This window comes from Aquabacterium sp. J223 (genome assembly GCF_024666615.1).
Classification (GTDB): Bacteria; Pseudomonadota; Gammaproteobacteria; order Burkholderiales; family Burkholderiaceae_C; genus J223.
Map to the genome: position 1 here is coordinate 1,491,070 of NZ_CP088297.1, position 21,772 is coordinate 1,512,841.

At 71.0% G+C, this 21,772-nt stretch carries 23 protein-coding genes; 21 read left to right on the forward strand and 2 right to left on the reverse strand.

Annotation, left to right across the window (positions count from 1 at the left end; all coding sequences use genetic code 11):
- The first annotated feature begins 166 nt into the window (after positions 1-166).
- From rpsB to LRS07_RS07300, 16 genes are all read left to right on the forward strand, one after another.
- Positions 167-910 (forward strand): 30S ribosomal protein S2, encoded by a 744-nt coding sequence (gene rpsB, locus LRS07_RS07225; RefSeq protein ID WP_260501270.1) that lies wholly within the window; start codon positions 167-169, stop codon positions 908-910.
- Positions 911-1,020: 110 nt separating this feature from the next.
- Positions 1,021-1,917 carry a translation elongation factor Ts gene (gene tsf, locus LRS07_RS07230; RefSeq protein WP_260501271.1) on the forward strand — a complete coding sequence of 299 codons (897 nt, stop codon included), beginning with the start codon at positions 1,021-1,023 and terminating at the stop codon, positions 1,915-1,917.
- Positions 1,918-2,067: 150 nt separating this feature from the next.
- Positions 2,068-2,778: a UMP kinase gene (gene pyrH / locus LRS07_RS07235; protein ID WP_260501272.1), complete on the forward strand. Its 711-nt coding sequence runs from the start codon at positions 2,068-2,070 to the stop codon at positions 2,776-2,778.
- Between the two features lie 11 nt (positions 2,779-2,789).
- Positions 2,790-3,350, forward strand: a complete 561-nt coding sequence (frr, locus tag LRS07_RS07240; RefSeq protein ID WP_260501273.1) for a ribosome recycling factor — start codon at positions 2,790-2,792, stop codon at positions 3,348-3,350.
- A gap of 53 nt (positions 3,351-3,403) precedes the next feature.
- On the forward strand, positions 3,404-4,159 hold the full coding sequence (gene uppS, locus LRS07_RS07245) for a polyprenyl diphosphate synthase (protein ID WP_260501274.1): 756 nt from the start codon (positions 3,404-3,406) through the stop codon (positions 4,157-4,159).
- Between the two features lie 11 nt (positions 4,160-4,170).
- The gene (locus tag LRS07_RS07250; RefSeq protein WP_260501275.1) at positions 4,171-5,007 is read left to right on the forward strand and encodes a phosphatidate cytidylyltransferase; all 837 of its coding nucleotides are present in this window, start codon (positions 4,171-4,173) and stop codon (positions 5,005-5,007) included.
- 14 nt (positions 5,008-5,021) lie between these two features.
- On the forward strand, positions 5,022-6,215 hold the full coding sequence (locus tag LRS07_RS07255) for a 1-deoxy-D-xylulose-5-phosphate reductoisomerase (protein WP_260501276.1): 1,194 nt from the start codon (positions 5,022-5,024) through the stop codon (positions 6,213-6,215).
- A complete protein-coding gene (gene rseP, locus LRS07_RS07260; protein WP_260501277.1) occupies positions 6,212-7,576 on the forward strand; it encodes an RIP metalloprotease RseP in 1,365 nt (454 codons plus the stop codon). Before LRS07_RS07255 ends, rseP begins: the two co-directional genes overlap by 4 nt.
- Positions 7,577-7,587: 11 nt before the next feature.
- Positions 7,588-9,894 carry an outer membrane protein assembly factor BamA gene (gene bamA, locus LRS07_RS07265; RefSeq protein ID WP_260501278.1) on the forward strand — a complete coding sequence of 769 codons (2,307 nt, stop codon included), beginning with the start codon at positions 7,588-7,590 and terminating at the stop codon, positions 9,892-9,894.
- Positions 9,894-10,445, forward strand: a complete 552-nt coding sequence (locus LRS07_RS07270) for an OmpH/Skp family outer membrane protein (RefSeq protein WP_409450610.1) — start codon at positions 9,894-9,896, stop codon at positions 10,443-10,445. The genes bamA and LRS07_RS07270 overlap by 1 nt, the downstream gene beginning before the upstream one ends.
- Positions 10,446-10,454: 9 nt before the next feature.
- Complete coding sequence (gene lpxD, locus LRS07_RS07275; protein ID WP_409450611.1) at positions 10,455-11,519, forward strand: UDP-3-O-(3-hydroxymyristoyl)glucosamine N-acyltransferase; 1,065 nt, start codon at positions 10,455-10,457, stop codon at positions 11,517-11,519.
- A 73-nt stretch (positions 11,520-11,592) separates the two neighbouring features.
- Entirely contained in the window at positions 11,593-12,033 is a 441-nt protein-coding gene (gene fabZ / locus LRS07_RS07280) for a 3-hydroxyacyl-ACP dehydratase FabZ (RefSeq protein ID WP_260501279.1), read from the forward strand.
- 107 nt (positions 12,034-12,140) lie between these two features.
- On the forward strand, positions 12,141-12,935 hold the full coding sequence (lpxA, locus tag LRS07_RS07285; protein WP_260501280.1) for an acyl-ACP--UDP-N-acetylglucosamine O-acyltransferase: 795 nt from the start codon (positions 12,141-12,143) through the stop codon (positions 12,933-12,935).
- Between the two features lie 28 nt (positions 12,936-12,963).
- Positions 12,964-14,088, forward strand: coding sequence for a lipid-A-disaccharide synthase (gene lpxB / locus LRS07_RS07290; protein WP_260502066.1), 1,125 nt, complete (start codon positions 12,964-12,966; stop codon positions 14,086-14,088).
- Positions 14,060-14,695, forward strand: a complete 636-nt coding sequence (gene rnhB / locus LRS07_RS07295) for a ribonuclease HII (protein WP_260501281.1) — start codon at positions 14,060-14,062, stop codon at positions 14,693-14,695. The genes lpxB and rnhB overlap by 29 nt, the downstream gene beginning before the upstream one ends.
- The gene (locus LRS07_RS07300) at positions 14,692-15,468 is read left to right on the forward strand and encodes a TrmH family RNA methyltransferase (protein WP_260501282.1); all 777 of its coding nucleotides are present in this window, start codon (positions 14,692-14,694) and stop codon (positions 15,466-15,468) included. Before rnhB ends, LRS07_RS07300 begins: the two co-directional genes overlap by 4 nt.
- Here the strand turns inward: LRS07_RS07300 and ppsR are convergent.
- Complete coding sequence (gene ppsR / locus LRS07_RS07305; RefSeq protein ID WP_260501283.1) at positions 15,458-16,279, reverse strand: posphoenolpyruvate synthetase regulatory kinase/phosphorylase PpsR; 822 nt, start codon at positions 16,277-16,279, stop codon at positions 15,458-15,460. The two genes, LRS07_RS07300 and ppsR, sit on opposite strands and share 11 nt — an antisense overlap.
- Positions 16,280-16,615: 336 nt before the next feature.
- On the opposite strand from ppsR, the gene ppsA reads away from it, so the two are divergent.
- On the forward strand, positions 16,616-19,024 hold the full coding sequence (gene ppsA / locus LRS07_RS07310) for a phosphoenolpyruvate synthase (RefSeq protein WP_260501284.1): 2,409 nt from the start codon (positions 16,616-16,618) through the stop codon (positions 19,022-19,024).
- A gap of 148 nt (positions 19,025-19,172) precedes the next feature.
- Here ppsA and LRS07_RS07315 read toward each other — a convergent pair whose 3' ends face one another.
- Positions 19,173-19,814, reverse strand: a complete 642-nt coding sequence (locus LRS07_RS07315) for a hypothetical protein (protein WP_260501285.1) — start codon at positions 19,812-19,814, stop codon at positions 19,173-19,175.
- 294 nt (positions 19,815-20,108) lie between these two features.
- Between LRS07_RS07315 and rpsF the strand changes: the two genes are divergently transcribed.
- The 4 genes from rpsF to rplI are packed head-to-tail and all read left to right on the forward strand — an operon-like array spanning position 20,109 to position 21,610.
- A complete protein-coding gene (gene rpsF, locus LRS07_RS07320) occupies positions 20,109-20,483 on the forward strand; it encodes a 30S ribosomal protein S6 (RefSeq protein ID WP_260501286.1) in 375 nt (124 codons plus the stop codon).
- Positions 20,484-20,512: 29 nt separating this feature from the next.
- Complete coding sequence (gene priB, locus LRS07_RS07325) at positions 20,513-20,800, forward strand: primosomal replication protein N (protein WP_260501287.1); 288 nt, start codon at positions 20,513-20,515, stop codon at positions 20,798-20,800.
- A 55-nt stretch (positions 20,801-20,855) separates the two neighbouring features.
- A complete protein-coding gene (gene rpsR / locus LRS07_RS07330; protein WP_260501288.1) occupies positions 20,856-21,146 on the forward strand; it encodes a 30S ribosomal protein S18 in 291 nt (96 codons plus the stop codon).
- Between the two features lie 11 nt (positions 21,147-21,157).
- The gene (gene rplI / locus LRS07_RS07335; RefSeq protein WP_260501289.1) at positions 21,158-21,610 is read left to right on the forward strand and encodes a 50S ribosomal protein L9; all 453 of its coding nucleotides are present in this window, start codon (positions 21,158-21,160) and stop codon (positions 21,608-21,610) included.
- Positions 21,611-21,772 lie beyond the last annotated feature (162 nt).

Sequence of the window (21,772 nt, forward strand, 5' to 3'; positions counted from 1 at the left end):
GGCGTTGGCCGTTGAGCTTCAACAGTTCAACGGTCAAGAGTCCGCCGGCGCTGCCGCGGGTGCGGCGGAGGCAGATGAATCGCGAACCGGCTGCCGAAAGGTGTCGGCCCAGGCGTAGCCAGGGCCGATCTGCGCCGGATTCTAGACACAACCCTTCGGAGTTCTCATGCCCGTCTCCATGCGCGAAATGCTGGAAGCCGGTGTCCATTTCGGACACCAGACCCGCTTCTGGAACCCCAAGATGGCCCCGTACATCTACGGCCATCGCAACAAGATCCACATCATCAACCTCGAGAAGACGCTTCCCAAGTTCGAGGAAGCGTTGAAGTTCGTGCGCCAGCTGTCGGCCAAGCGCGGCACGATCCTGATGGTGGGCACCAAGCGGCAGGCCCGCGAGCTGGTCGCGCAGGAGGCGCAGCGCGCCGGCATGCCCTTCGTCGACCAGCGCTGGCTGGGCGGCATGCTGACCAACTTCAAGACGGTCAAGGGCTCGCTGAAGAAGCTGAAGGACATGCAGGCCCAGAAGGACGGCGGCGGCGAGCCGATCATCAAGAAGGAAGCGCTGCTGTTCGACCGCGAGATCGCCAAGCTGCAGAAGGACATCGGCGGCATCGGTGACCTCACCGCGCTGCCCGACGCGCTGTTCGTCATCGACGTCGGCTACCACAAGATCGCCATCGCCGAGGCGAAGAAGCTCGGCATCCCGGTGATCGGGGTCGTCGACTCCAACCACTCGCCCGAGGGCATCGACTACGTCATCCCCGGCAACGACGACTCGGCGAAGGCGGTGGCGCTGTACGCCCGCGCCGTCGCCGACGCGGTGCTGGAAGGCCGGGCCAACGCCACCAACGAGGTGCTGCAGGCCGCCGGCGGCAGCGACGAGTTCGTGGAAGTGAACGAAGAGGCCTGACGGCCCCCGAGCCCACGAGACCAAGGGGCTGGCTTCCAGCCCCTTTTTCACACATTGAACCCCGCGCGCCGCGGCCGTCAGGGCCGGCGCGCGACGACAGGAGAGTGACGATGCCCGCGATTACCGCCAGCATGGTGGCCGAACTGCGCGCCAAGACCGACGCGCCGATGATGGAGTGCAAGAAGGCGCTGACCGAGGCCGACGGCGATGCCGTGCGCGCCGAGGAGATCCTGCGCGTCAAGCTCGGCAACAAGGCCGGCAAGGCCGCCTCGCGCATCACCGCCGAGGGCGTGATCGCCGCCGCGGTCAACGGCAGCACCGGCGCCATCGTCGAGGTCAACTGCGAGACCGACTTCGTCTCGAAGAACGATTCGTTCCTGGCCTTCTGCAAGTCGGTGGCCCAGCTGATCGCCGACAACGACCCGGCCGACGTCGCCGCCATCGGCGCCTACCCGCTCGCCCAGGACGGCTTCGGCCCGACGGTCGAGGACGTGCGCAAGGGCCTGATCGGCAAGATCGGCGAGAACATGGCGATCCGCCGCTTCAAGCGCTACGCCGGCGGCGGCAAGCTGGCCAGCTACCTGCACGGCACCCGCATCGGCGTGATCGTCGAGTTCGACGGCGACGACGTGGCCGCCAAGGACGTGGCCATGCACGTGGCGGCGATGAAGCCGGCCGCGCTGTCGTCGGCCGAGGTGCCGGCCGAACTGGTCGAGAAGGAACGCAAGATCGCCACCGAGAAGGCGGCCGAGTCCGGCAAGCCGGCGGAGATCGTCGCCAAGATGGTCGAAGGCTCGGTGCAGAAGTACCTCAAGGAGGTCTCGCTGCTCGACCAGGTCTTCGTCAAGGCCGCCGACGGCAAGCAGACCGTGGGCGCGATGCTCAAGGACAAGAAGACCGCCGTGAAGGGCTTCACCCTGTACGTGGTCGGCGAGGGCATCGAGAAGAAGGTGGACGACTTCGCCGCCGAAGTGGCCGCCCAGGTCGCCGCCGCCAAGGGCCAGTAGGCCCGGCCGCCAGGGGGTGCGCCCCGGGGGACCGCGGCCCCCGCACCACCCCGTCCACGAGCAGGGCGCTGGCGACGGCGCCCTTACACTTGAAGCACCGCTGTGGACCGTGGCCGACACGGTTCGCGGCGTCCGCGGAGAAACCAAGACATGCCGGCGTACCAGCGCATCCTGCTCAAGCTGTCGGGTGAGGCCCTGATGGGCGACGACGCCTACGGCATCAACCGCGCGACCATCGTCCGCATGGTGCGCGAGGTGCAGGACGTGACCCGCACCGGCTGCGAGGTGGCGGTGGTCATCGGCGGCGGCAACATCTTCCGGGGCGTGGCCGGCGGCTCGGTGGGCATGGACCGCGCCACCGCCGACTACATGGGCATGCTGGCCACGGTGATGAATTCGCTGGCGCTGGCCGACACCATGCGCCAGGAAGGCATGACCGCGCGGGTGATGTCGGCCATCGCCATCGAGCAGGTGGTCGAGCCCTACGTGCGGCCCAAGGCGCTGCAGTACCTGGAGGAAGGCAAGGTGGTGATCTTCGCCGCCGGCACCGGCAACCCCTTCTTCACCACCGACACCGCCGCCGCGCTGCGCGGCGCGGAGATCGGTGCCGAGGTGGTGCTCAAGGCGACCAAGGTCGACGGCGTCTACAGCGCCGACCCGCACAAGGTGCCCGACGCCACCCGCTACGCCCGCATCAGCTTCGACGAGGCCATCGCCCGCAACCTGCAGGTGATGGACGCCACCGCCTTCGCGCTGTGCCGCGACCAGAAGCTGCCGATCAAGGTGTTCTCCATCTTCAAGCCGGGCGCCCTGGCCCGCGTGGTGGCCGGCGAGGACGAAGGCACCCTGGTGCACGTCTGAAGGAGACCAACATGACCACCGCTGACATCAAGAAGACCGCCGAGACCAAGATGGCCAAGTCGGTCGACGCCTTCAAGAACGAACTGCAGAAGATCCGCACCGGCCGGGCGCACCCGGGGCTGCTGGACCAGGTGCAGGTGGACTATTACGGCTCGATGGTGCCGATCAGCCAGGTCGCCAACGTGACCCTGCTCGACGCCCGCACCATCGGTGTCCAGCCCTGGGAGAAGGGCATGGGCGCCAAGATCGAGAAGGCCATCCGCGAATCGGAGCTGGGCCTCAACCCGGCGGCCCAGGGCGACCTGCTGCGCGTGCCCATGCCCGCGCTGACCGAGGAGCGCCGCCGGGACCTGACCAAGGTCGTGCGCCATGCCGGCGAGGACGCCAAGGTGGCGGTGCGCAACCTGCGCCGCGAGGCCAACGAGCAGGCCAAGAAGCTGCTCAAGGACAAGGCGATCACCGAGGACGAGGAGCGTCGGCTGCAGGACGAGGTGCAGAAGCTCACCGACCGCACGATCGGCGACATCGACAAGCTGATCAGCGGCAAGGAAGCCGAGATCCTGGCGGTCTGACCCGCCCCGCCCGCCGCCCGGCCGTGCACCGTCCCGCAGAAGGAACACCGCAGTTGGATTCCCCCCGCGCCCCGGCCGCTTCGTCGGCCGCCGTGCCACGGCATGTGGCCATCGTGATGGACGGCAACGGCCGTTGGGCCAAGCGGCGCTTCATGCCGCGCTTCTTCGGCCACAAGCAGGGTGTCGACGCGCTGGTGCGCACGGTGCAGGCCTGTGCCGACCGCGGGGTGGAGTACCTGACCGTCTTCGCCTTCTCGTCGGAGAACTGGAAGCGGCCCAGCGAGGAGGTCTCCGGCCTGATGGGCCTGGTGCTGGTGGCGGTCTCGAAGTACCTGACCAAGCTGTCGAAGGAAGGCGTGCGCATCCGCATCGTCGGCGACCGCGAGGCGGTGTCGGACCGGGTGCGCGACGCCTGGCACACCGCCGAGTCGCAGACCGCGCACAACACCCGCATCACGCTGTCGGTGGCGTTCAACTACGGCGGCCGCTGGGACGTGGTGCAGGCCTGCCGCCGGGCGGTGGCCGAAGGCCTCGCCCCGGCCGAGATCGACGAGGCGCGCCTGTCGTCGCTGATGGCCCTGAGCTACGCGCCCGACCCCGACCTCTTCATCCGCACCGGCGGCGAGGTGCGCATCAGCAACTTCCTGCTCTGGCAGGTGGCCTACGCCGAGCTGTACTTCAGCGACTGCCTGTGGCCCGACTTCGACGCCGCCGAACTGGACCAGGCGCTCGCCGCCTACGCGCGGCGCGACCGCCGCTTCGGCCTGGTGAAGACCGCCGAGCCGCAGCCGGCGACCTCCGGCGCCTAGACCGGCTGCCCATGCTCAAGCAGCGCATCCTCACCGCGGTCGTCCTGCTGGCGCTGCTGCTGCCGGCGCTGGCCAGCACCGCCACCTGGCCGTTCGCGCTGCTGACCCTGGTCCTGATCGGCGCTGCCGGTTGGGAGTGGGGCCGGCTGAACCAGTGGTCCGCGCCGGCGGCCGTGGCCGGCGGGGTGGTCCTGGCGCTGGCCTGTGCCGCCTCGGTCGGCGCAGCCGACGACTTGCGCCTGCCGGCGGCCGTCTGGGGCGTGGTCGCGCTGCTGTGGGTCGTCGGCGGGGCGTTGGTGCTGCGCGGCGGGGTGTCGTCGTGGCCGCGGGTGCCGCGGGCGCTGCGCGGGGTGCTGGGCCTGCTGCTGCTCTACGCCGCCTGGGCCGCGATGGTGCAGGCCAAGTCGGTGGGGCTCAATTTCCTGCTCTCGGTGTTCGTGCTGGTGTGGGCCGCCGACATCGCGGCCTACTTCGGCGGCCGCGCCTTCGGCCGGCGCAAGCTGGCCCCCGGCATCAGCCCGGGCAAGAGCTGGGAGGGCGTGTTCAGCGGCTGGCTGGGCGTGGCGCTGCTCGCCGCGCTGTGGCTGTGGGTGGACCGCCGCTTCAACGTCGATTCGGCCAGTGTCTACAGCCGCCTGCAGCAGCAGGGCGGCACGGCCTGGCTGGTGGTCGGCGCCTGGGCGCTGGCGGGGCTGAGCGTGGTCGGCGACCTCTTCGAGTCGCTGGTCAAGCGGGCCGCCGGTGCCAAGGATTCGAGCCGGCTGCTGCCCGGCCATGGCGGCGTGCTGGACCGCATCGACGCGCTGCTGCCGGTGTTCCCGGCCGCGATGGCGCTGGCCGCCTGGTGATGGGTCCGGGACCGATGACCCCGCACCGTCGACAGCGCCTGGTGGTGCTGGGCGCCACCGGCTCGATCGGCGGCAACACGCTGGACGTGGTGGCCCGCCACCCCGACCGCTTCGAGGTCGTCGGCCTGAGCGGCCACCAGCGGCTGGAGCCGCTGCTCGCGCTGTGCCGGCGCTTCCGCCCGCGCTGGGTGGCGGTGCCGGCGACGGCCGCGCGCGGACTGCGCGAGGCGCTGGCCGCCGACGGCCTGGCCACCGAGGTGCTGGAAGGCGATGCCGGGCTGTGCCGGATGGCCTCGCATCCCGAGGTCGACACGGTGATGGCCGCCATCGTCGGCGCCGCCGGCCTGCGGCCCTGCATGGCCGCGGCGCGCGCCGGCAAACGCCTGCTGCTGGCCAACAAGGAGGCGCTGGTCGTCGGCGGCCGCACCTTCATGCAGGCGGTGCGGGAAGGCGGTGCGCTGCTGCTGCCCATCGACAGCGAGCACTCGGCCATCTTCCAGTGCCTGCCCGAGGACCGCGGCACCTGGGCCGGTCGCATCGACCACATCGTGCTCACCGCCTCCGGCGGCCCCTTCCGCGACCGCGACCCGGCCACCCTCGGCGCGGTGACGCCGGACCAGGCCTGCGCCCATCCCAACTGGGTGATGGGCCGCAAGATCTCGGTCGACTCGGCGACCATGATGAACAAGGCGCTGGAGGTGGTCGAGGCGCGCTGGCTGTTCGACCTCGCGCCCGAACAGATCCGGGTGGTGATCCACCCGCAGAGCATCGTGCATTCGATGGTGGTGTGCCGCGACCGCTCGGTGCTGGCGCAGCTCGGCACGCCGGACATGCGGGTGCCGATCGCCTACGGCCTGGCCTGGCCGGAGCGCATCGAGTCCGGCGCCGACACGTTGGACGTCACCACGCTGGCCGGCCTGACCTTCCGCGCGCCGGACGCCGAGCGCTTCCCCGGGCTCTTCCTGGCGTGGCAGGCGCTGGCGGCGCCCGAGGGCACGACCGCGGTGCTCAACGCCGCCAACGAGGAGGCGGTGGCCGCCTTCCTCGACGGGCGCATCGGCTTCCTCGACATCCACCGCGTCAACGCCGCCACGCTGGAGCAGGTGCGCCCCGGCGCGGCCGATGCCGACGGCGTCGACGCGCTGCTCGCGCTGGACGAACGCGCGCGGGTGCACGCCCGCCAACTGGTGAAAGGGTTGACCCGATGATCACCGTGCTCGCCTTCATCCTCACCCTCGGGGTGCTGATCGTCATCCACGAGTACGGCCACTACCGGGTGGCGGTGGCCTGCGGCGTCAAGGTGCTGCGCTTCTCGGTGGGGTTCGGCCGGGTGCTGTGGCGCTGGCAGAAGACGCCGCAGTCGACCGAGTTCGTGCTGTCGGCGCTGCCGCTCGGCGGCTACGTGCGCATGCTCGACGAGCGCGAGGCGCCGGTGCCGCCGGCCGAGCGCCACCTCGCCTTCAACCACAAGCCGCTGTGGCAGCGGGCGGCCATCGTCGCCGCCGGACCGATCGCCAACCTGCTGCTCGCGGTGCTGCTGTACGCCGGCGCCTACTGGATGGGCATCGAGGAGCCGCGCGCGGTGATGAGCGCGCCGCTGGCCGGCAGCCTGGCCGAGCGCGCCGGCCTGCGCGCCGGCGACGAGGTGCTGGCGGTGGCGCCGCCCGACGGCGAATGGCAGGAGGTGCGCTCGATGGCCGACCTGCGCTGGGAGGTCACCCAGGCGGTGCTGCGGTCGGAGCCGCTGCAACTGCAGCTGCAGCGCCGTGCCGGCGGCCCGCGCAACGCCACGCTGGCGCTGGACACGCTGGAGAGCGCCGACATGGACGAGGCGGTGAACCGCCGCATCGGCCTCGGCGGCCCCTTCAGCGAGCCGGTGCTGGGCGAGGTCAAGGACGGCGGGGCGGCGGCCGAGGCGGGACTGCAGGCAGGCGACCGGGTGCTCAAGGTCGACGGCGTGGCGGTGGAGGACGCGCAGAGCCTGCGCGAGCGCATCCGCGAGGCGGTGCGCGACGGCCAGCCCGTGGCGCAGAGCTGGCTCATCGAACGCCGCGGCCTGTGGCAGGAGCGGGTGGTGCAGCCCAAGGTGGTGAACGAGGGCCGGCGCACCATCGGCCGCATCGAGGCCTTCGTCGGCGCGCCGCCGGAAATGGTCACCGTGCGGCAGGGCCCGATCGAAGGGCTGCAGCGCGCGGTGGTGCGCACCTGGGACGTGTCGGCGCTCACGCTGAAGATGCTTGGCCGCATGCTGATCGGCGAGGCCTCGCTGAAGAACCTGAGCGGACCGCTCACCATCGCCGACTACGCCGGCCAGTCGGTGCAGCAGGGCCTGCCGTACTACCTGGGTTTCCTCGCGCTGGTCAGCGTCAGCCTCGGCGTGCTCAACCTGCTGCCCCTGCCGATGCTCGATGGCGGCCACCTCATGTATTACATTTTCGAGGGCGTGACCGGGCGGCCGGTGTCCGAGGTGTGGCTGAAGTGGCTGCAGCGCGGTGGCGCGCTGGTCATGCTGCTGTTGATGTCCCTCGCCCTGTCCAACGACGTGGCCCGCCTGCTGGGCCTGCACTGACCCACCCCTCAATGCACCCGCTTTTCGCGCCGAGCGCGCTACGCCCCGTGGCCGCTTGCGTGGCCGTTGTCGCGGCCGCGTTTCCCGCATTGCCGGCTTTGGCCGTCGAACCCTTCACCGTCAGCGACATCCGCATCGAGGGCCTGCAGCGCACCGACCCCGGCACGGTGTTCGCGGCCCTCGGCCTGCGCGTCGGCGACCTCTACAGCGACGACAAGGGCGCCGCCGCGCTGCGCGCCCTGTTCGCCACCGGGCTGTTCAAGGACGTGCGGCTGGAGGTCGAGGGCAACGTGCTGGTCGTCATCGTCGACGAGCGCGCCGTCATCGGCGCGGTCAGCTTCGTCGGCCTGCGCGAGTTCGACAAGGACACGCTGCTCAAGGCGCTGCGCGACTCCGGCATCGGCGAGGGCCTGCCCTATGACCGCGCCGTGGTCGACCGCGCCGAGCAGGAGATCAAGCGCCAGTACCTGTCGAAGAGCCTGTACGGCGCCGAGGTGGTGACCACCGTCACGCCGCAGGAGCGCAACCGCGTCGCCATCACCTTCACCATGGTCGAGGGCGACGTCGCGCGCATCCGCGAGATCCGCATCCTCGGCGCCAAGGCGTTCTCCGAGGGCACGCTGCGCGGCCTGTTCGACCTGCGCACGCCGAACTGGCTGAGCTGGTACACCAAGTCGGACCGCTACTCGCGCACCAAGCTCAACGCCGACCTGGAGACGCTGCGCGCCTACTACACCAACCGCGGCTACCTCGAGTTCAACGTCGAGTCGGCGCAGGTGACCATCTCGCCCGACAAGCAGGACATCACCATCACCGTCACGGTGCGCGAGGGCCAGCCCTACACCGTGACGGGCGTGCGGCTGGAAGGCGACTTCCTCGGCAAGGAGGACGAGTTCAAGAGCCTGGTCAGGGTCAAGCCCGGCGAAGCCTACAGGGCCGAGGACGTGGCCGAGACGCAGCGCGCCTTCGCCGAGCGCTTCGGCAGCTACGGCTACGCCTTCGCCCGCGTCGAGGCGCGGCCGCAGATCGACCGCGAGCGGGCGCAGGTGATGCTGGTGCTGGCCGCCGAGCCGCAACGCCGCGTCTACGTGCGCCGCATCAACGTGGCGGGCAACACCCGCACCCGCGACGAGGTGGTGCGCCGCGAGTTCCGGCAGTTCGAGTCGTCCTGGTACGACGGCCAGAAGATCAAGCTGTCGCGTGACCGGGTCGACCGCCTGGGCTACTTCAAGGAGGTCAGCGTCGAGACCAACGAGGTGCCCGGTGCGCCCGACCAGGTCGACCTGCTGATCAACGTGGCGGAGAAGCCCACCGGCAACCTGATGCTCGGCGCCGGCTACTCCAGCGTCGAGCGGGTGGCGCTGACGGCCGCCATCAAGCAGGAGAACGTCTTCGGCTCGGGCAACTACCTGGGCGTCGAGGTCAACACCAGCCGCTCCTACCGCACCCTGTCGGTGTCGACGGTGGACCCCTACTTCACCGCGGACGGCGTGTCCCGGGCGGTGGACGTCTACTACCGCACCACCCGGCCGCTGAACAGCATCGCCAACACCTTCTCGCTGGCCACCGTGGGCTCGGCCATCCGCTTCGGCGTGCCGTTCACCGAGTACGACACGGTGTTCGTCGGTGTCGGTGTGGAGCAGACGCGGGTGGTGGGCAACTTCGGCCTGCCGCTGAAGTACATCACCTACGCCACGCAGTACGGCGCCGACACCACCATCGTGCCGGTGACGATCGGCTGGTCGCGCGACGACCGCGACAGCGGCCTCAACCCGACCCGCGGCGGCCTGAACCGCGTCAACCTAGAAATGAGCCCCTTCGGCGACACGCAGTACCTGCGCACCAACCTGCAGGCGCAGCGCTACTTCCCGCTGGGTCCCCGCTTCACGCTGATGCTCAACGGCGAGGTCGGCGTCGGCAGCGCCTTCGGCGGCCGTCCGTTCCCGGTGTTCAAGTACTTCTACGGCGGCGGGCTCGGCTCCATCCGCGGCTTCTCGCAGAGCTCGCTGGGCGAGATCGACAACACCGGCGCCTACCTCGGCGGCACCAAGCGGCTGAACCTGAATACCGAGCTGTACGTGCCGGTGCCCGGCAGCGGCAACGACAAGACCCTGCGCATCTTCGGTTTCACCGACGTCGGCAACGTCTGGGGCGACGGCCAGAAGATCACCGGCAACAGCCTGCGCGCGTCGGTCGGCGTCGGCCTGTCCTGGATCTCGCCGCTGGGGCCGCTGAAGGTGAGCTACGGCGTGCCGGTGCGCAATGAGCCGAACGATAGAATCCAGCGCTTCCAATTTCAGATCGGGACCGCCTTTTGATGAGCAAGCCGTGGAAGTCGCTGTTCGGCCCGTCGCTGGCCCTCCGGTGGCTGCTGGCCGCCGCGCTGATGGCCGGTGGGGCCGGCGCCGTCCAGGCGCAGGCGCAACCCCAGGAACCGCTGAAGATCGGCTACGTCAACAGCGAGCGCGTGCTGCGCGAGGCCAACCTGGCCAAGGCCGCGCAGGCCAAGCTGGAGGCGGAGTTCGGCAAGCGTGAGCGCGAGCTGAACGACGTCGCCGGCCGCCTGAAGGCCGCGTCGGACAAGCTGGAGAAGGACGCGCCCACGCTGTCCGAGGCCGAGCGCGGCCGCCGCCAGCGCGACCTGGTCGAGCAGGACCGCGACTTCCAGCGCAAGCGCCGCGAGTTCCAGGAGGACCTGCAGCAGCGCAAGAACGAGGAACTGGCCCAGGTGGTCGAGCGGGCCAACCGCGTCATCAAGCAGATCTTCGACCAGGAGAAGTACGACCTCATCCTGCAGGAGGTGGTCTTCGCCAGCCCGCGCGTCGACATCACCAAGAAGGTGATCGACGCCCTCAACGCCGCCAAGTAGCCGGCCGCCATGGCCGGCGACCCGCGCCTCCCTGCGGCCAGCGTGGCCGCGATGCGGCTCGACGCGCTGGTCGCGCAGACCGGCGGCGAACTGGCCGGCGACGGCAGCCGGCTGATCGAGCGCCTCGGGCCGCTGGACGACGACGCCCCGGCCACGCTCAGCTTCCTGGCCAACCCGCGCTACCGCCACCAGCTGGCCGGCACCCGGGCCGCCGCGGTGATCGTCGCGCCGGCGCTGCGCGACGAGGCACTGGCCGCCTGCGGCGCGGCCATCGTCGCCCCCGACCCCTACCTGCACTTCGCCCGGCTGACCCAGTTCTGGGCCGCCCGCAGCCGGCCCGCGCCGCGGCCGGGGGTCCACCCCTCGGCGGTGGTCGAGCCCGGCGCGCGCGTGGACCCGTCGGCCAGCGTCGGCCCGCTGTGCGTGGTCGGCGAGGGCGCCGAGGTCGCGGCCGGCGCGGTGCTGGTCTCGCAGGTGCACCTCGGGCGCGACGCGGTGGTCGGCGCCGGCACGCGGCTCGGCCCGCGGGTGGTGCTGGCCGACGGCTGCCGCATCGGCGAGCGCGGCATCGTCCATGGCGGGGTGGTGATCGGCGCCGACGGCTTCGGCTTCGCACCCACCGACGGCCGCTGGGAAAAGATCGAGCAGCTCGGCGCGGTGCGCATCGGCGACGACGTCGAGATCGGCGCCAACACGTGCATCGACCGCGGCGCGCTGGGCGACACGGTGGTCGAGGACGGGGTCAAGCTCGACAACCTGATCCAGATCGGCCACAACGTGCGCATCGGCCGCCACACCGCCATGGCCGGCTGCACCGGGGTCGCCGGCAGCACCCGCATCGGCGCGCACTGCGCCATCGGCGGCGCCGCCATCATCCTCGGCCACCTGGAGATCGCCGACCACGTCACCATCTCGGCGGCGACGGTGGTCTCGCACTCCATCCACCAGCGCGGCCACTACAGCGGCTTCTTCCCCATGGACGACAATGCGCGCTGGGAGAAGAACGCCGCCACCCTGCGCCAGCTGCACACCCTGCGCGACCGACTGCGCGCGCTGGAGAAGAAGCTGGCCTGACCCGATGCCGGTGGCCCGCCACCGGCGCTGAACGGCGCCACAGGCGCCATGCCCCCGCCGCCGCACGACGACGATGGACATCCACCAGATCCTCAAGAAGCTGCCGCACCGCTACCCCATCCTGCTGGTGGACCGGGTGCTCTCGATCGACACCGACGCCCAGCGCATCCGCGCGCTGAAGAACGTCACCATCAACGAGCCGTTCTTCCTCGGCCACTTCCCGAAGCGGCCGGTGATGCCCGGCGTGCTGATGCTGGAGGCGATGGCGCAGGCGGCCGCGCTGCTGTCCTTCGCGGTGCAGGGCGTCGAGCTGGACGACGACACCGTCTACTACTTCGCGGGCATCGACGCCGCCCGCTTCAAACGGCCGGTGGAGCCGGGCGACCAGCTCGTCCTCGACGTCACGCTGGAGCGGCACAAGGCCGGCATCTTCAAGTTCGGCGGCCGCGCGCTGGTGGGCGAGGAGGTGGCCTGCGAGGCGCAGCTCATGTGCACCATGCGCAAGGTGGGTTGAATGGCGGCCCCCGCTCGTTGCTGCTCGCAACCCCCGAGGGGTGCCGAGGCCGCCTGGGGCGGCCCGGCGCTGGCCTGAGCGACCGCCCGCCGACGACCTGACGCGCCATGGCCCGCGACATCCACCCCACCGCCATCGTCGACCCGGCGGCCGAGCTGGACGAGGGCGTCGTCATCGGCCCCTATGCGGTGATCGGCCCCGACGTGCGCATCGGCGCCGGCACCCGCGTCGGCCCGCATGCCGTCATCGAGGGCCGCACCACCATCGGCCGCGACAACCGCATCTTCCAGTTCGCCTCGCTGGGCGCCATGCCGCAGGACATGGCGCACCGGGGCGAGCCCACCGCGCTGGTCATCGGCGATCGCAACACCATCCGCGAGTTCTGCACCTTCAACACCGGCACGTTGAAGGAAGAGGGCGTGACCCGCGTCGGCAGCGACAACTGGATCATGGCCTACGTGCACATCGCCCACGACGTGCGGCTGGGCGACCACACGGTGCTGGCCAACAACGCCACGCTCGCCGGCCATGTGCACGTCGGCGACTGGGCCACCATCGGCGGCCTGACGGGCGTGCACCAGTTCGTTCACATCGGCGCGCACGCGATGGTCGGTTTCCAGGGCCACGTGGCGCAGGACGTGGCGCCGTTCATGACCGTGGACGGCAACCCGCTGGCGGTGCGGTCGGTCAACCTGGTGGGTTTGAAGCGCCGCGGCTTCAGCGCCGAGCGCATCGCCGTCGTCCGCCAGGTGCACAAGCTGATCTTCCGCAGCGGGCTGACGCTGGAGCAGGCCATGGCCCAGGTGCAGGCGCTGAAGGGGGAGCAGGGCGGCGTGGCCGACGGCGACGTGCAGACGGTGCTCGACTTCGTGGCCGGCGCCACCCGCGGCCTGGTCCGCTGACCGGTCGGTGGTGCCGACCCGTTCATCCATGCGCCTGGCGATGGTGGCCGGTGAAACGTCGGGCGACCTGCTGGCCGGCCTGCTGCTCGGCGGCCTGAAGGCGCGCTGGCCCGAGGCGGTCACGCACGGCATCGGCGGCCCGCGCATGGCCGCGCACGGTTTCGACGCCTGGTGGCCCTACCAGCACCTGGCAGTGCGCGGCTACGTGGAGGTGCTGCGCCACTACCGCGGCATCTCGCGCATCCGCGAACAACTGGCCGAACGGCTGCTGCGCGAGCGGCCGGACGCCTTCATCGGCGTCGACGCACCGGACTTCAACCTCGGCCTGGAGACCCGGCTGCGCGCGGCCGGCCTGAAGACGGTGCACTTCGTCTGCCCGTCGATCTGGGCCTGGCGCGGCAAGCGGGTGACGCGTCTGCAGGCGGCGGCCGACCTGGTGCTGTGCCTGTTCCCGTTCGAGCCCGACCTGCTGGCCCGGCACGGCGTCAACGCCCGCTACGTCGGCCACCCCCTGGCCGACGCCATCCCGGTTCAGCGGCCGCTGGGTCCGGCCCGGGCCGCGCTGGGGCTCGGCGACGACGCCACCGTGGTGGCGCTGCTGCCCGGCAGCCGGCGCTCCGAGATCGAGGCCATCGCCCCGGTGTTCCTGCAGGCGGCGGCCGAGCTGCAGCGGCGGCGGCCGGCGCTGCAGGTGGTGCTGCCGGTGGTGCCCGGGCTGCGCGCGCTGGTCGAGCCGCTGCAGGCTCGCTGGGCCCCGGCGGTGCGGCTCCTCGACGGCCAGTCGCACGAGGCGCTGGCCGCCTGCGACGTGGCGCTGGTGGCCAGCGGCACCGCCACGCTCGAGGCGGCCCTCTTCAAGCGGCCGATGGTCATCGGCTACCGCATGAACCCGCTGACCTGGGCGTTGATGAAGCGCATGGCCTACCAGCCGTGGTTCGGCCTGCCGAACATCCTGTGCCGGGACTTCGTCGTGCCCGAGCTGATCCAGGAGCGCATGACCCCCGCCCGCCTGGCCGACGAGGCGCTGGCCTGGCTGGACGACGCGCCGCGCGCGGCGGCGGTCGAGCACCGCTTCACCGAGCTCCACCACACGCTGCGGCGCGACACCGCGCGGCAGGCCACCGATGCCATCGCGCAGGTCCTCGGCCGCTAGCCGCCAGCTCGGGCTGGACTGGGCGCCGCCCGGTCTGGTGGCCGGTGTCGACGAGGCCGGTCGCGGCCCGCTGGCCGGTCCGGTGGTGGCGGCCGCGGTCATCCTCGACCCGGCGCGCCGCATCCGCGGGCTGGCCGACTCCAAGGTGTTGAGCCCGTCCCGCCGCGACGCGCTGCACGACGAGATCCGCGACAAGGCGCTGTGCTGCGCGGTGGGCGAGGCCAGCGTGGAGGAGATCGACCGGCTGAACATCCTGCAGGCCACGCTGCTGGCGATGCGCCGCGCGGTGCTGGGCCTGCGCCTGCTGCCGGCGCGGGTGCTGGTCGACGGCAACCAGCTGCCGGTGCTGCCGATGGCCTGCGAGGCCGTGGTCGGCGGCGACGCCACCGTCAAGGCCATCTCGGCCGCCAGCATCCTGGCCAAGGTGCACCGCGACCGGCTGCTGCTGCAGATCGACGCGATGCACCCGCACTACGGGTTCGCGCAGCACAAGGGCTACGGCACGCCGGAGCACCTGCTCGCGCTGCGCACGCACGGCGCCTGCGCGCACCACCGGCGCAGCTTTGCGCCGGTGCGCGAGGTGCTGCCGAGGCCCGAGGCGGAATGACCGGCCAGCCGCTCGACATCCGGTCGCGCGACAACCCGCTGGTCGTCGCCTTGAAGAAGCTGGCGCAGGACTCGGCGGGCTACCGCAGGCAGCAGGCGGTGTGGCTGGAGGGTGACCACCTGCTGGCCGCCGCGCTGCAGCGCGGTGTGGAGCCCGACACCGCCGTCATCACCGAGTCGGCCTGGGAACAACGGCCCGACCTGCGAGCGCTGGCCCGGCGCTGCGGCCGGGTGGTGCGCCTGCCCGAGGCGCTGATGGCCGCCATCAGCGGCCTGCCGTCCCCGCCCCCGATCGGCGCCCGGCTGGCGCTGCCCGCCGCCGTGCGGATCGACCCGGCGGCCGCCACCGTCGTGCTCGACCGCCTGCAGGACGCCGGCAACGTCGGCAGCATCCTGCGCAGTGCCGCCGCCTTCGGCGTCGGCCAGGTGCTGGCGCTGAAGGGCACGGCCGCGCTGTGGTCGCCCAAGGTGCTGCGGGCCGGCATGGGCGCCCACTTCGGCCTGCGGCTGGTGGAGGGCCTGTCGGTGGACGACCTGGCGGCGCTGCAGGTGCCGCTGGTGGCCACCAGCTCGCACGCCGGCGCCGCGCTGGGTTCGGTCCCGCTGCCCAGGCCCTGTGCCTGGGTGCTGGGCCACGAGGGGCAGGGCGTTCAACCCGGCGTGACGGCCCGTTGCGCGCTGACCCTGCGCATCCCGCAGCCGGGCGGCGAGGAGTCGCTGAACGTCGCCGCCGCGGCGGCGGTGTGCCTGTACGAAAGCAGCCTCAGTAGATGAGGCGGTCGGGTCGGATGTCGCGCAGGATGGTGGTCGCGATCTCCTCGATCGACTTGTGCGTCGACGACAGCCAGGCGATGCCCTCGCGCTTCATCATCGCCTCGGCGGCGTTGACCTCGTAGCGGCAGTTCTCGATGGCGGCGTACTTGCTGCCCGGCCGGCGCTCGTTGCGCACCTGGCTCAGCCGGTCGGGGTCGATCGACAGGCCGAAGCACTTGCGCTTGTGCGGCGCCAGCGAGTCCGGGATGCGGTCGCGCTCGAAGTCGTCGGGGATCAGCGGGTAGTTGGCGGCCTTGATGCCGTGCTGCATCGCCAGGTACAGCGAGGTCGGCGTCTTGCCGCAGCGGCTGACGCCGACCAGGATGACGTCGGCCTGCGCCAGGTTGCGCGCCGATTGGCCGTCGTCGTGCGCCAGCGAGAAGTTGATGGCCTCGATGCGGTCGTTGTACTCCTGGCTCTTGGCCACGTCGGAGAAGCGGCCCACCCGGTGGTTGGACTTGATGCCGAACTCCACCTCCAGCGGCTCGACGAAGGTGCGGAACATGTCCAGCACCAGCCCCTTCTGGCTGCCGTTGATGATCCGGCGCACCTCGTCGTCGACCAGGGTGATGAAGACGATCGGCCGGGCGCCTTCGCGGGCGGCGGTGTCCTCGATCTCCTTGATCACCTGCCAGGCCTTGTCGATGGTGTCGATGAAGGGCCGGCGGACGTGGCGCGGCTTGGCCGCGAACTGCGCCAGGATGGAGTTGCCGAAGGTCTCGGCGGTGATGCCGGTGCCATCGGAGACGAAGAAGACGGTGCGGTTGAGCATGGCGCCAGGGTCGCCCGCGGCGGTCCGCGGGCCGGGCTGTGACCACCCCATGATAGGCGCGGCGACAGGGCCGCCGGCCTGCCGTTTGCTCCGCCGGCCGCGATTCATCCCAGGGGCGCCGGCCGGTCGCCGCGGGCGGCGAACGCCGCCGCACGGCGGCACGATGCCGCAGTCCGGCCCCGGGCATCGCCCCTAGAATGGCCCGCAACACGCCGTTCGCTTTCCAGTCATGCGCACCGCCCTCCGCCCGCCAGAAGACGTCCAACAGGGACGGGCCCGGCCGCACGACGCCACGGGGCACGGCACCCAGTTTTTTTGTCATCACGGAGCTTTCCCATGTCTTCTGCGCGCCTGGCGGCGACCGCCCTGGTCGTACCGTTTGAGAACCTGAGAATGACCGACGTCGAGGTGGTGGGCGGCAAGAACGCCAGCCTCGGCGAAATGATCAGCCAGCTTGCCGCCTCCGGCGTGCGGGTGCCCGGCGGCTTCGCCACCACGGCACACGCCTTCCGCCAGTTCCTCCAGCACGGCGGCCTGACCGAGAAGATCAACCAGCGGCTGTCCGCCCTGGACACCGACGACGTGCGGGCGCTGGCCGAGGCCGGTGCCGAGATCCGCCACTGGGTCGAGCAGCAGCCGTTTCCGGCCGACCTGGAGCAGGCCATCCGCGCCGAGTTCGAGCGCCTGACCGCCGGCTCGCCCGACGCGTCGTTCGCGGTGCGCTCGTCGGCCACCGCCGAGGACCTGCCCGACGCCTCCTTCGCCGGCCAGCAGGAGACCTTCCTCAACGTGGTGGGCATCGAGGAGGTGCTGGCCAAGATGAAGGAAGTCTTCGCCTCGCTCTACAACGACCGCGCCATCAGCTACCGCGTGCACAAGGGCTTCGCCCATGCCGACGTGGCGCTGTCGGCGGGCGTGCAGCGCATGGTGCGTTCCGACCTCGGCGCCGCCGGCGTGATGTTCACCATCGACACCGAGAGCGGCTTCTCCGACGTGGTGTTCGTCACCGCCAGCTACGGCCTGGGCGAGACCGTGGTCCAGGGGGCGGTGAACCCGGACGAGTTCTACGTCCACAAGCCGACGCTGAAGGCGGGCCGCCAGGCGGTCATCCGCCGCAACCTGGGCTCCAAGCTGATCAAGATGGAGTTCGCCTCGCCCGAGGAGAAGGCGGCCAGCGGCAAGCTGGTGAAGACGGTGGACACGCCGGTGGAGCAGCGCAACCGCTACTCGCTGAACGACGCCGAGGTCACCGAGCTGGCCCGCTACGCGCTGGTCATCGAGCAGCACTACGGCCGGCCGATGGACATCGAGTGGGGCAAGGACGGCCGCGACGGCCAGCTCTACATCCTGCAGGCCCGGCCGGAGACGGTGAAGAGCCAGTCCGCCGGCAAGGCGGAACAGCGCTACAAGCTGCTCGGCGACCGAAGCAAGAGCACGGTGCTGGCCGAAGGCCGCGCCATCGGCCAGAAGATCGGCACCGGCCCCGTCCGGCTGGTCACCTCCATCTCCGAGATGGACCGGGTGCAGCCGGGCGACGTGCTGGTCACCGACATGACCGACCCCAACTGGGAGCCGGTGATGAAGCGGGCCGCCGCCATCGTCACCAACCGCGGCGGCCGCACCTGCCACGCCGCCATCATCGCCCGCGAGCTGGGCATCCCGGCGGTGGTCGGCTGCGGCGACGCGACCGAGAAGCTGACCGACGGCGCCCTGGTCACCGTCGCCTGCTCCGAAGGCGACACCGGCTACATCTACGACGGCCTGATCGAGGCCGAGGTCACCGACATCCAGCGCGGCGAGATGCCGTACTGCCCGGTGAAGATCATGATGAACGTCGGCAACCCGACGCTGGCCTTCGAGTTCGCGCAGATGCCCAACGCCGGCGTCGGCCTGGCGCGGCTGGAGTTCATCATCAACAACAACATCGGCGTCCATCCGAAGGCCATCCTCGACTATCCCAACGTCGATGCCGAGCTGAAGAAGGCGGTGGAGTCGGTGGCCCGCGGCCATGCCAGCCCGCGCGCCTTCTACGTCGACAAGCTGGTGGAGGGCATCGCCACCATCGCCGCCGCGTTCTGGCCCAAGCCGGTGATCGTGCGGCTGTCGGACTTCAAGTCCAACGAGTACCGCAAGCTGATCGGCGGCTCGCGCTACGAGCCGGATGAAGAGAACCCGATGCTGGGCTTCCGCGGCGCGAGCCGCTACGTCAGCAGCGACTTCAGCGACGCCTTCGCCATGGAGTGCGAGGCGCTGCGCCGCGTGCGGGTGGACATGGGCCTGGACAACGTCGAAATCATGGTGCCCTTCGTGCGCACGCTGGCGCAGGCGCAGAAGGTGGGCGAGATGCTCGCCTCGCGCGGCCTGAAGCGCGGGCAGGACGGCCTGAAGCTGATCATGATGTGCGAGGTGCCGAGCAACGCCATCCTGGCCGAGCAGTTCCTGGAGCATTTCGACGGCATGTCGATCGGCTCCAACGACCTGACGCAGCTCACCCTGGGCCTGGACCGGGACTCGGGGCTGGAACAGCTGGCGGGCGATTTCGACGAGCGCGACCCGGCGGTGAAGGCGCTGATCTCGCGTGCCATCGCCGCCTGCCGCGCCACCGGCAAGTACGTCGGCATCTGCGGCCAGGGCCCGAGCGACCACGCGGACTTCGCCGATTGGCTGGCGGCCGAGGGCATCGTGTCGATCTCCCTCAACCCCGACACGGTGGTCGACACCTGGGAGCGGCTGGCCAAGCGCTGAAGTGGAGCCCCCGGCCGTAGGCGGCCGCCCCCCGAGGGGGCTGCCCAAACGGACCGGGAGACCCGGATCCGTTTGGGCGCGCTGAGCGGCAGCCCGCCCCTGGTCGCCTGCGGCAACCTGTCCCCAGGGACGGGGTGAGCTGTAGTGGTCAGCGCCCGTCGCCGTCGCGGTCGCCGGGGATGGCGCGCTCCACGCCGTTCTTCACCCGCTGCCAGGCGTCGCGGGCGGCCGGCTTGGCCTGGTGCCATTCCAGCCGCGAACCGGCGCGCGCCGTGCCCCAGTCGCGGTGCAGGTCGGCCTCCAGGCTCTCGAAGTCGCGGTCGGGGTCGGTGGCGTAGCGGTCGACGCCGTAGCGGTAGGCCGGGCCGTAGTCCTCGTAGCCGAAGGTCGGGTCGACGTAGGGCTGGGTCGCGTAGTGGTCGCGCCAGTGGGCGTCCTCCGCGGCCGGGTCGATCATGTCGGCCACGCCCTTGCCGATCAGCCCGCCGGCCAGCGCGCCGACGGCAGCGCCCACCGCGGTGCCGATCGGCCCGGCCACGGTGCCGATGGCCGCGCCCGCGGCCACCCCGCCGGCCAGCGCGCCGACGCCGGTGCCCACCGGGTGCGAGCCGGGTGCGCCGGTGATCGGGTCGCGGTGCGCATCGGCCCGCCGCCCGGCGTCCCGCGTGCCGGCCAGACCATCGGTGGCGGTCGGGTCGGGCACGTTCGGCCGCAGGTCTTCGCCCTCGCGGAAGGTGCCGGGCGTGCGCAGGTCGTTGACGCCCTTGGCGCTGGGTCTGTCTTCTCTCATCTCGTACTCCTTCGCCGTGCAAGTGAGCGGGAATGGCGGCCGTCGGGGCCCGTCGAACACCCGTCGCCACGGCGCGGCGGGTGCGTTGAAGCCATTGCACCCCGGCCGCGCCGTCGCCGACATCGGCGCCCGCGCCCGCCGCTCGTCAGTGCCCGCCGACGCAGCGCGCCGGTCCTGGGGACGGGGCTTGGGCGGGCAGCGGCCGTGCTAGACTCGCGGGCTTTTCCCTTGCCGCACCGCCATTGACCATGCAGCGGGCGGCTTCCACTTCGGAAACCACAAGGAGTCCAACGCATGCGTCATTACGAAATCGTGCTGCTGATCCATCCGGATCAGAGCGAGCAGGTTCCAGCGATGCTGGAGCGCTACCGGACCCTCGTCGCCAATGCCGGCGGCAAGGTGCACCGCGTGGAGGACTGGGGCCGCCGCCAGCTGGCCTACATGATCCAGAAGCTCGCCAAGGCCCACTACCTGTGCCTCAACATCGAGTGCAGCAAGGAAACCCTGGCCGAACTGGAGACGGGCTTCCGCTTCAACGACGCCGTGCTGCGCCACCTCACCGTCGCCAAGGACAAGGCCGAGACCACCCCGTCGGTGATGATGAAGGCGGTCGAGAAGGAAGAGGCCCGCAAGGCGCCCGCGCCCCAGCAGACCGAAGCCGCCGCCTGACGGCCTGAACCGCGTCCGCCCGTCCGCCCGTGAACCGGCTGCTGCTGTCGGCCCGGTTGATCGAGCGGGGCGCGCTGCGTTACACCCCGGCCGGACTGCCCGCCCTCGACGTCGCGCTGAAGCACGAATCCGAGGTCGAGGAGGACGGCAAGCCCCGCCAGGTGTCGCTGGAACTGCGCGCGGTGGCGATCGGGTCGATCACGCAGCCGCTGCAGCGGCTGGCGGTGGGCGAGGCCGGCGAGTTCGCCGGTTTCATCACCGCCGGGCGCAACGGGCGCGGATGGGTCTTCCACATCACGGCGCTGGAGCCCGCCTGACGGCGGTCGCCGGCACCGGCCCTGTACGAATCTTTGAAGAGTTAACGAGGTCATCATGCCCCCACCCCGTGGCAAAGGTCGGTTCAACAAGGACCGCCGTCCCAAGCGCAACCAGCAGTCGCTGCTGTTCCGCCGCAAGCGTTTCTGCCGCTTCACCGTCGCCGGCGTCGAGTCGATCGACTACAAGGACATCGACACCCTGCGCGACTTCGTCGGCGAGAACGGCAAGATCACGCCGGCCCGCCTGACCGGCACTCGCGCGTTCTTCCAGCGCCAGCTGACCACCGCGATCAAGCGCGCCCGCTTCCTGGCGCTGCTGCCGTACAGCGACCAGCACAAGGTCTAAAGGAGCACGCCATGCAAGTGATCCTGCTCGAGAAGGTCGCCAACCTCGGCAACCTGGGCGACGTCGTCAAGGTCAAGGACGGTTACGCCCGCAATTTCCTGATCCCGACCAAGCAGGCGCGCCGCGCCACCGAATCGGCGATCAAGGAGTTCGAAGCGCGCCGCGCCGAACTGGAGAAGGTCGCCGCGGAGAAGCTGTCCGGCGCCCGCGCCCAGGGCGACAAGCTCGGCGGCAAGACGGTGAAGATCGCGCAGAAGGCCGGCGTCGACGGCCGGCTGTTCGGCTCGGTGACCAACCAGGACATCGCCACCGCGCTGAAGGGCCAGGGCTTCGACATCGCCAAGGCCCAGGTGCGCCTGCCCAACGGTCCGCTGAAGACCGTCGGCGAGCACCCGGTGACCGTGGCGCTGCACACCGACGTGGTGGTCGACCTGACCGTCGCCGTGGTGCCCGAGGCCGACTGAGAGGTCCGCTTCGACGTCATGCGCCCGCTCGCCGCGGGCGATCGGAAGGGCCGGTCCTGCACCGGCCCTTTTCTTTTTGCCAGCCGGTTGTCCACCGCCGTGCACGCAAGCTCCAGGGCTTGTCCACGGCCTTGTCCACAGGCGATGGCCGCGCCGCCGCCT

Coding starts and splice junctions, on each gene's coding strand:
- LRS07_RS07255 (WP_260501276.1), top strand. CDS start 5,022: ATGACCCCGCACCGTCGACAGCGCCTGGTGGTGCTGGGCGCCACCGGC.
- rplI (WP_260501289.1), top strand. CDS start 21,158: ATGCAAGTGATCCTGCTCGAGAAGGTCGCCAACCTCGGCAACCTGGGC.
- ppsR (WP_260501283.1), bottom strand. CDS start 16,279: ATGCTCAACCGCACCGTCTTCTTCGTCTCCGATGGCACCGGCATCACC.
- pyrH (WP_260501272.1), top strand. CDS start 2,068: ATGCCGGCGTACCAGCGCATCCTGCTCAAGCTGTCGGGTGAGGCCCTG.
- bamA (WP_260501278.1), top strand. CDS start 7,588: ATGCACCCGCTTTTCGCGCCGAGCGCGCTACGCCCCGTGGCCGCTTGC.
- lpxA (WP_260501280.1), top strand. CDS start 12,141: ATGGCCCGCGACATCCACCCCACCGCCATCGTCGACCCGGCGGCCGAG.
- rnhB (WP_260501281.1), top strand. CDS start 14,060: ATGCCATCGCGCAGGTCCTCGGCCGCTAGCCGCCAGCTCGGGCTGGAC.
- LRS07_RS07315 (WP_260501285.1), bottom strand. CDS start 19,814: ATGAGAGAAGACAGACCCAGCGCCAAGGGCGTCAACGACCTGCGCACG.
- rpsR (WP_260501288.1), top strand. CDS start 20,856: ATGCCCCCACCCCGTGGCAAAGGTCGGTTCAACAAGGACCGCCGTCCC.
- lpxD (WP_409450611.1), top strand. CDS start 10,455: ATGGCCGGCGACCCGCGCCTCCCTGCGGCCAGCGTGGCCGCGATGCGG.
- fabZ (WP_260501279.1), top strand. CDS start 11,593: ATGGACATCCACCAGATCCTCAAGAAGCTGCCGCACCGCTACCCCATC.
- rpsB (WP_260501270.1), top strand. CDS start 167: ATGCCCGTCTCCATGCGCGAAATGCTGGAAGCCGGTGTCCATTTCGGA.
- LRS07_RS07300 (WP_260501282.1), top strand. CDS start 14,692: ATGACCGGCCAGCCGCTCGACATCCGGTCGCGCGACAACCCGCTGGTC.
- rpsF (WP_260501286.1), top strand. CDS start 20,109: ATGCGTCATTACGAAATCGTGCTGCTGATCCATCCGGATCAGAGCGAG.
- LRS07_RS07250 (WP_260501275.1), top strand. CDS start 4,171: ATGCTCAAGCAGCGCATCCTCACCGCGGTCGTCCTGCTGGCGCTGCTG.
- tsf (WP_260501271.1), top strand. CDS start 1,021: ATGCCCGCGATTACCGCCAGCATGGTGGCCGAACTGCGCGCCAAGACC.
- lpxB (WP_260502066.1), top strand. CDS start 12,964: ATGCGCCTGGCGATGGTGGCCGGTGAAACGTCGGGCGACCTGCTGGCC.
- rseP (WP_260501277.1), top strand. CDS start 6,212: ATGATCACCGTGCTCGCCTTCATCCTCACCCTCGGGGTGCTGATCGTC.
- frr (WP_260501273.1), top strand. CDS start 2,790: ATGACCACCGCTGACATCAAGAAGACCGCCGAGACCAAGATGGCCAAG.
- LRS07_RS07270 (WP_409450610.1), top strand. CDS start 9,894: ATGAGCAAGCCGTGGAAGTCGCTGTTCGGCCCGTCGCTGGCCCTCCGG.
- ppsA (WP_260501284.1), top strand. CDS start 16,616: ATGTCTTCTGCGCGCCTGGCGGCGACCGCCCTGGTCGTACCGTTTGAG.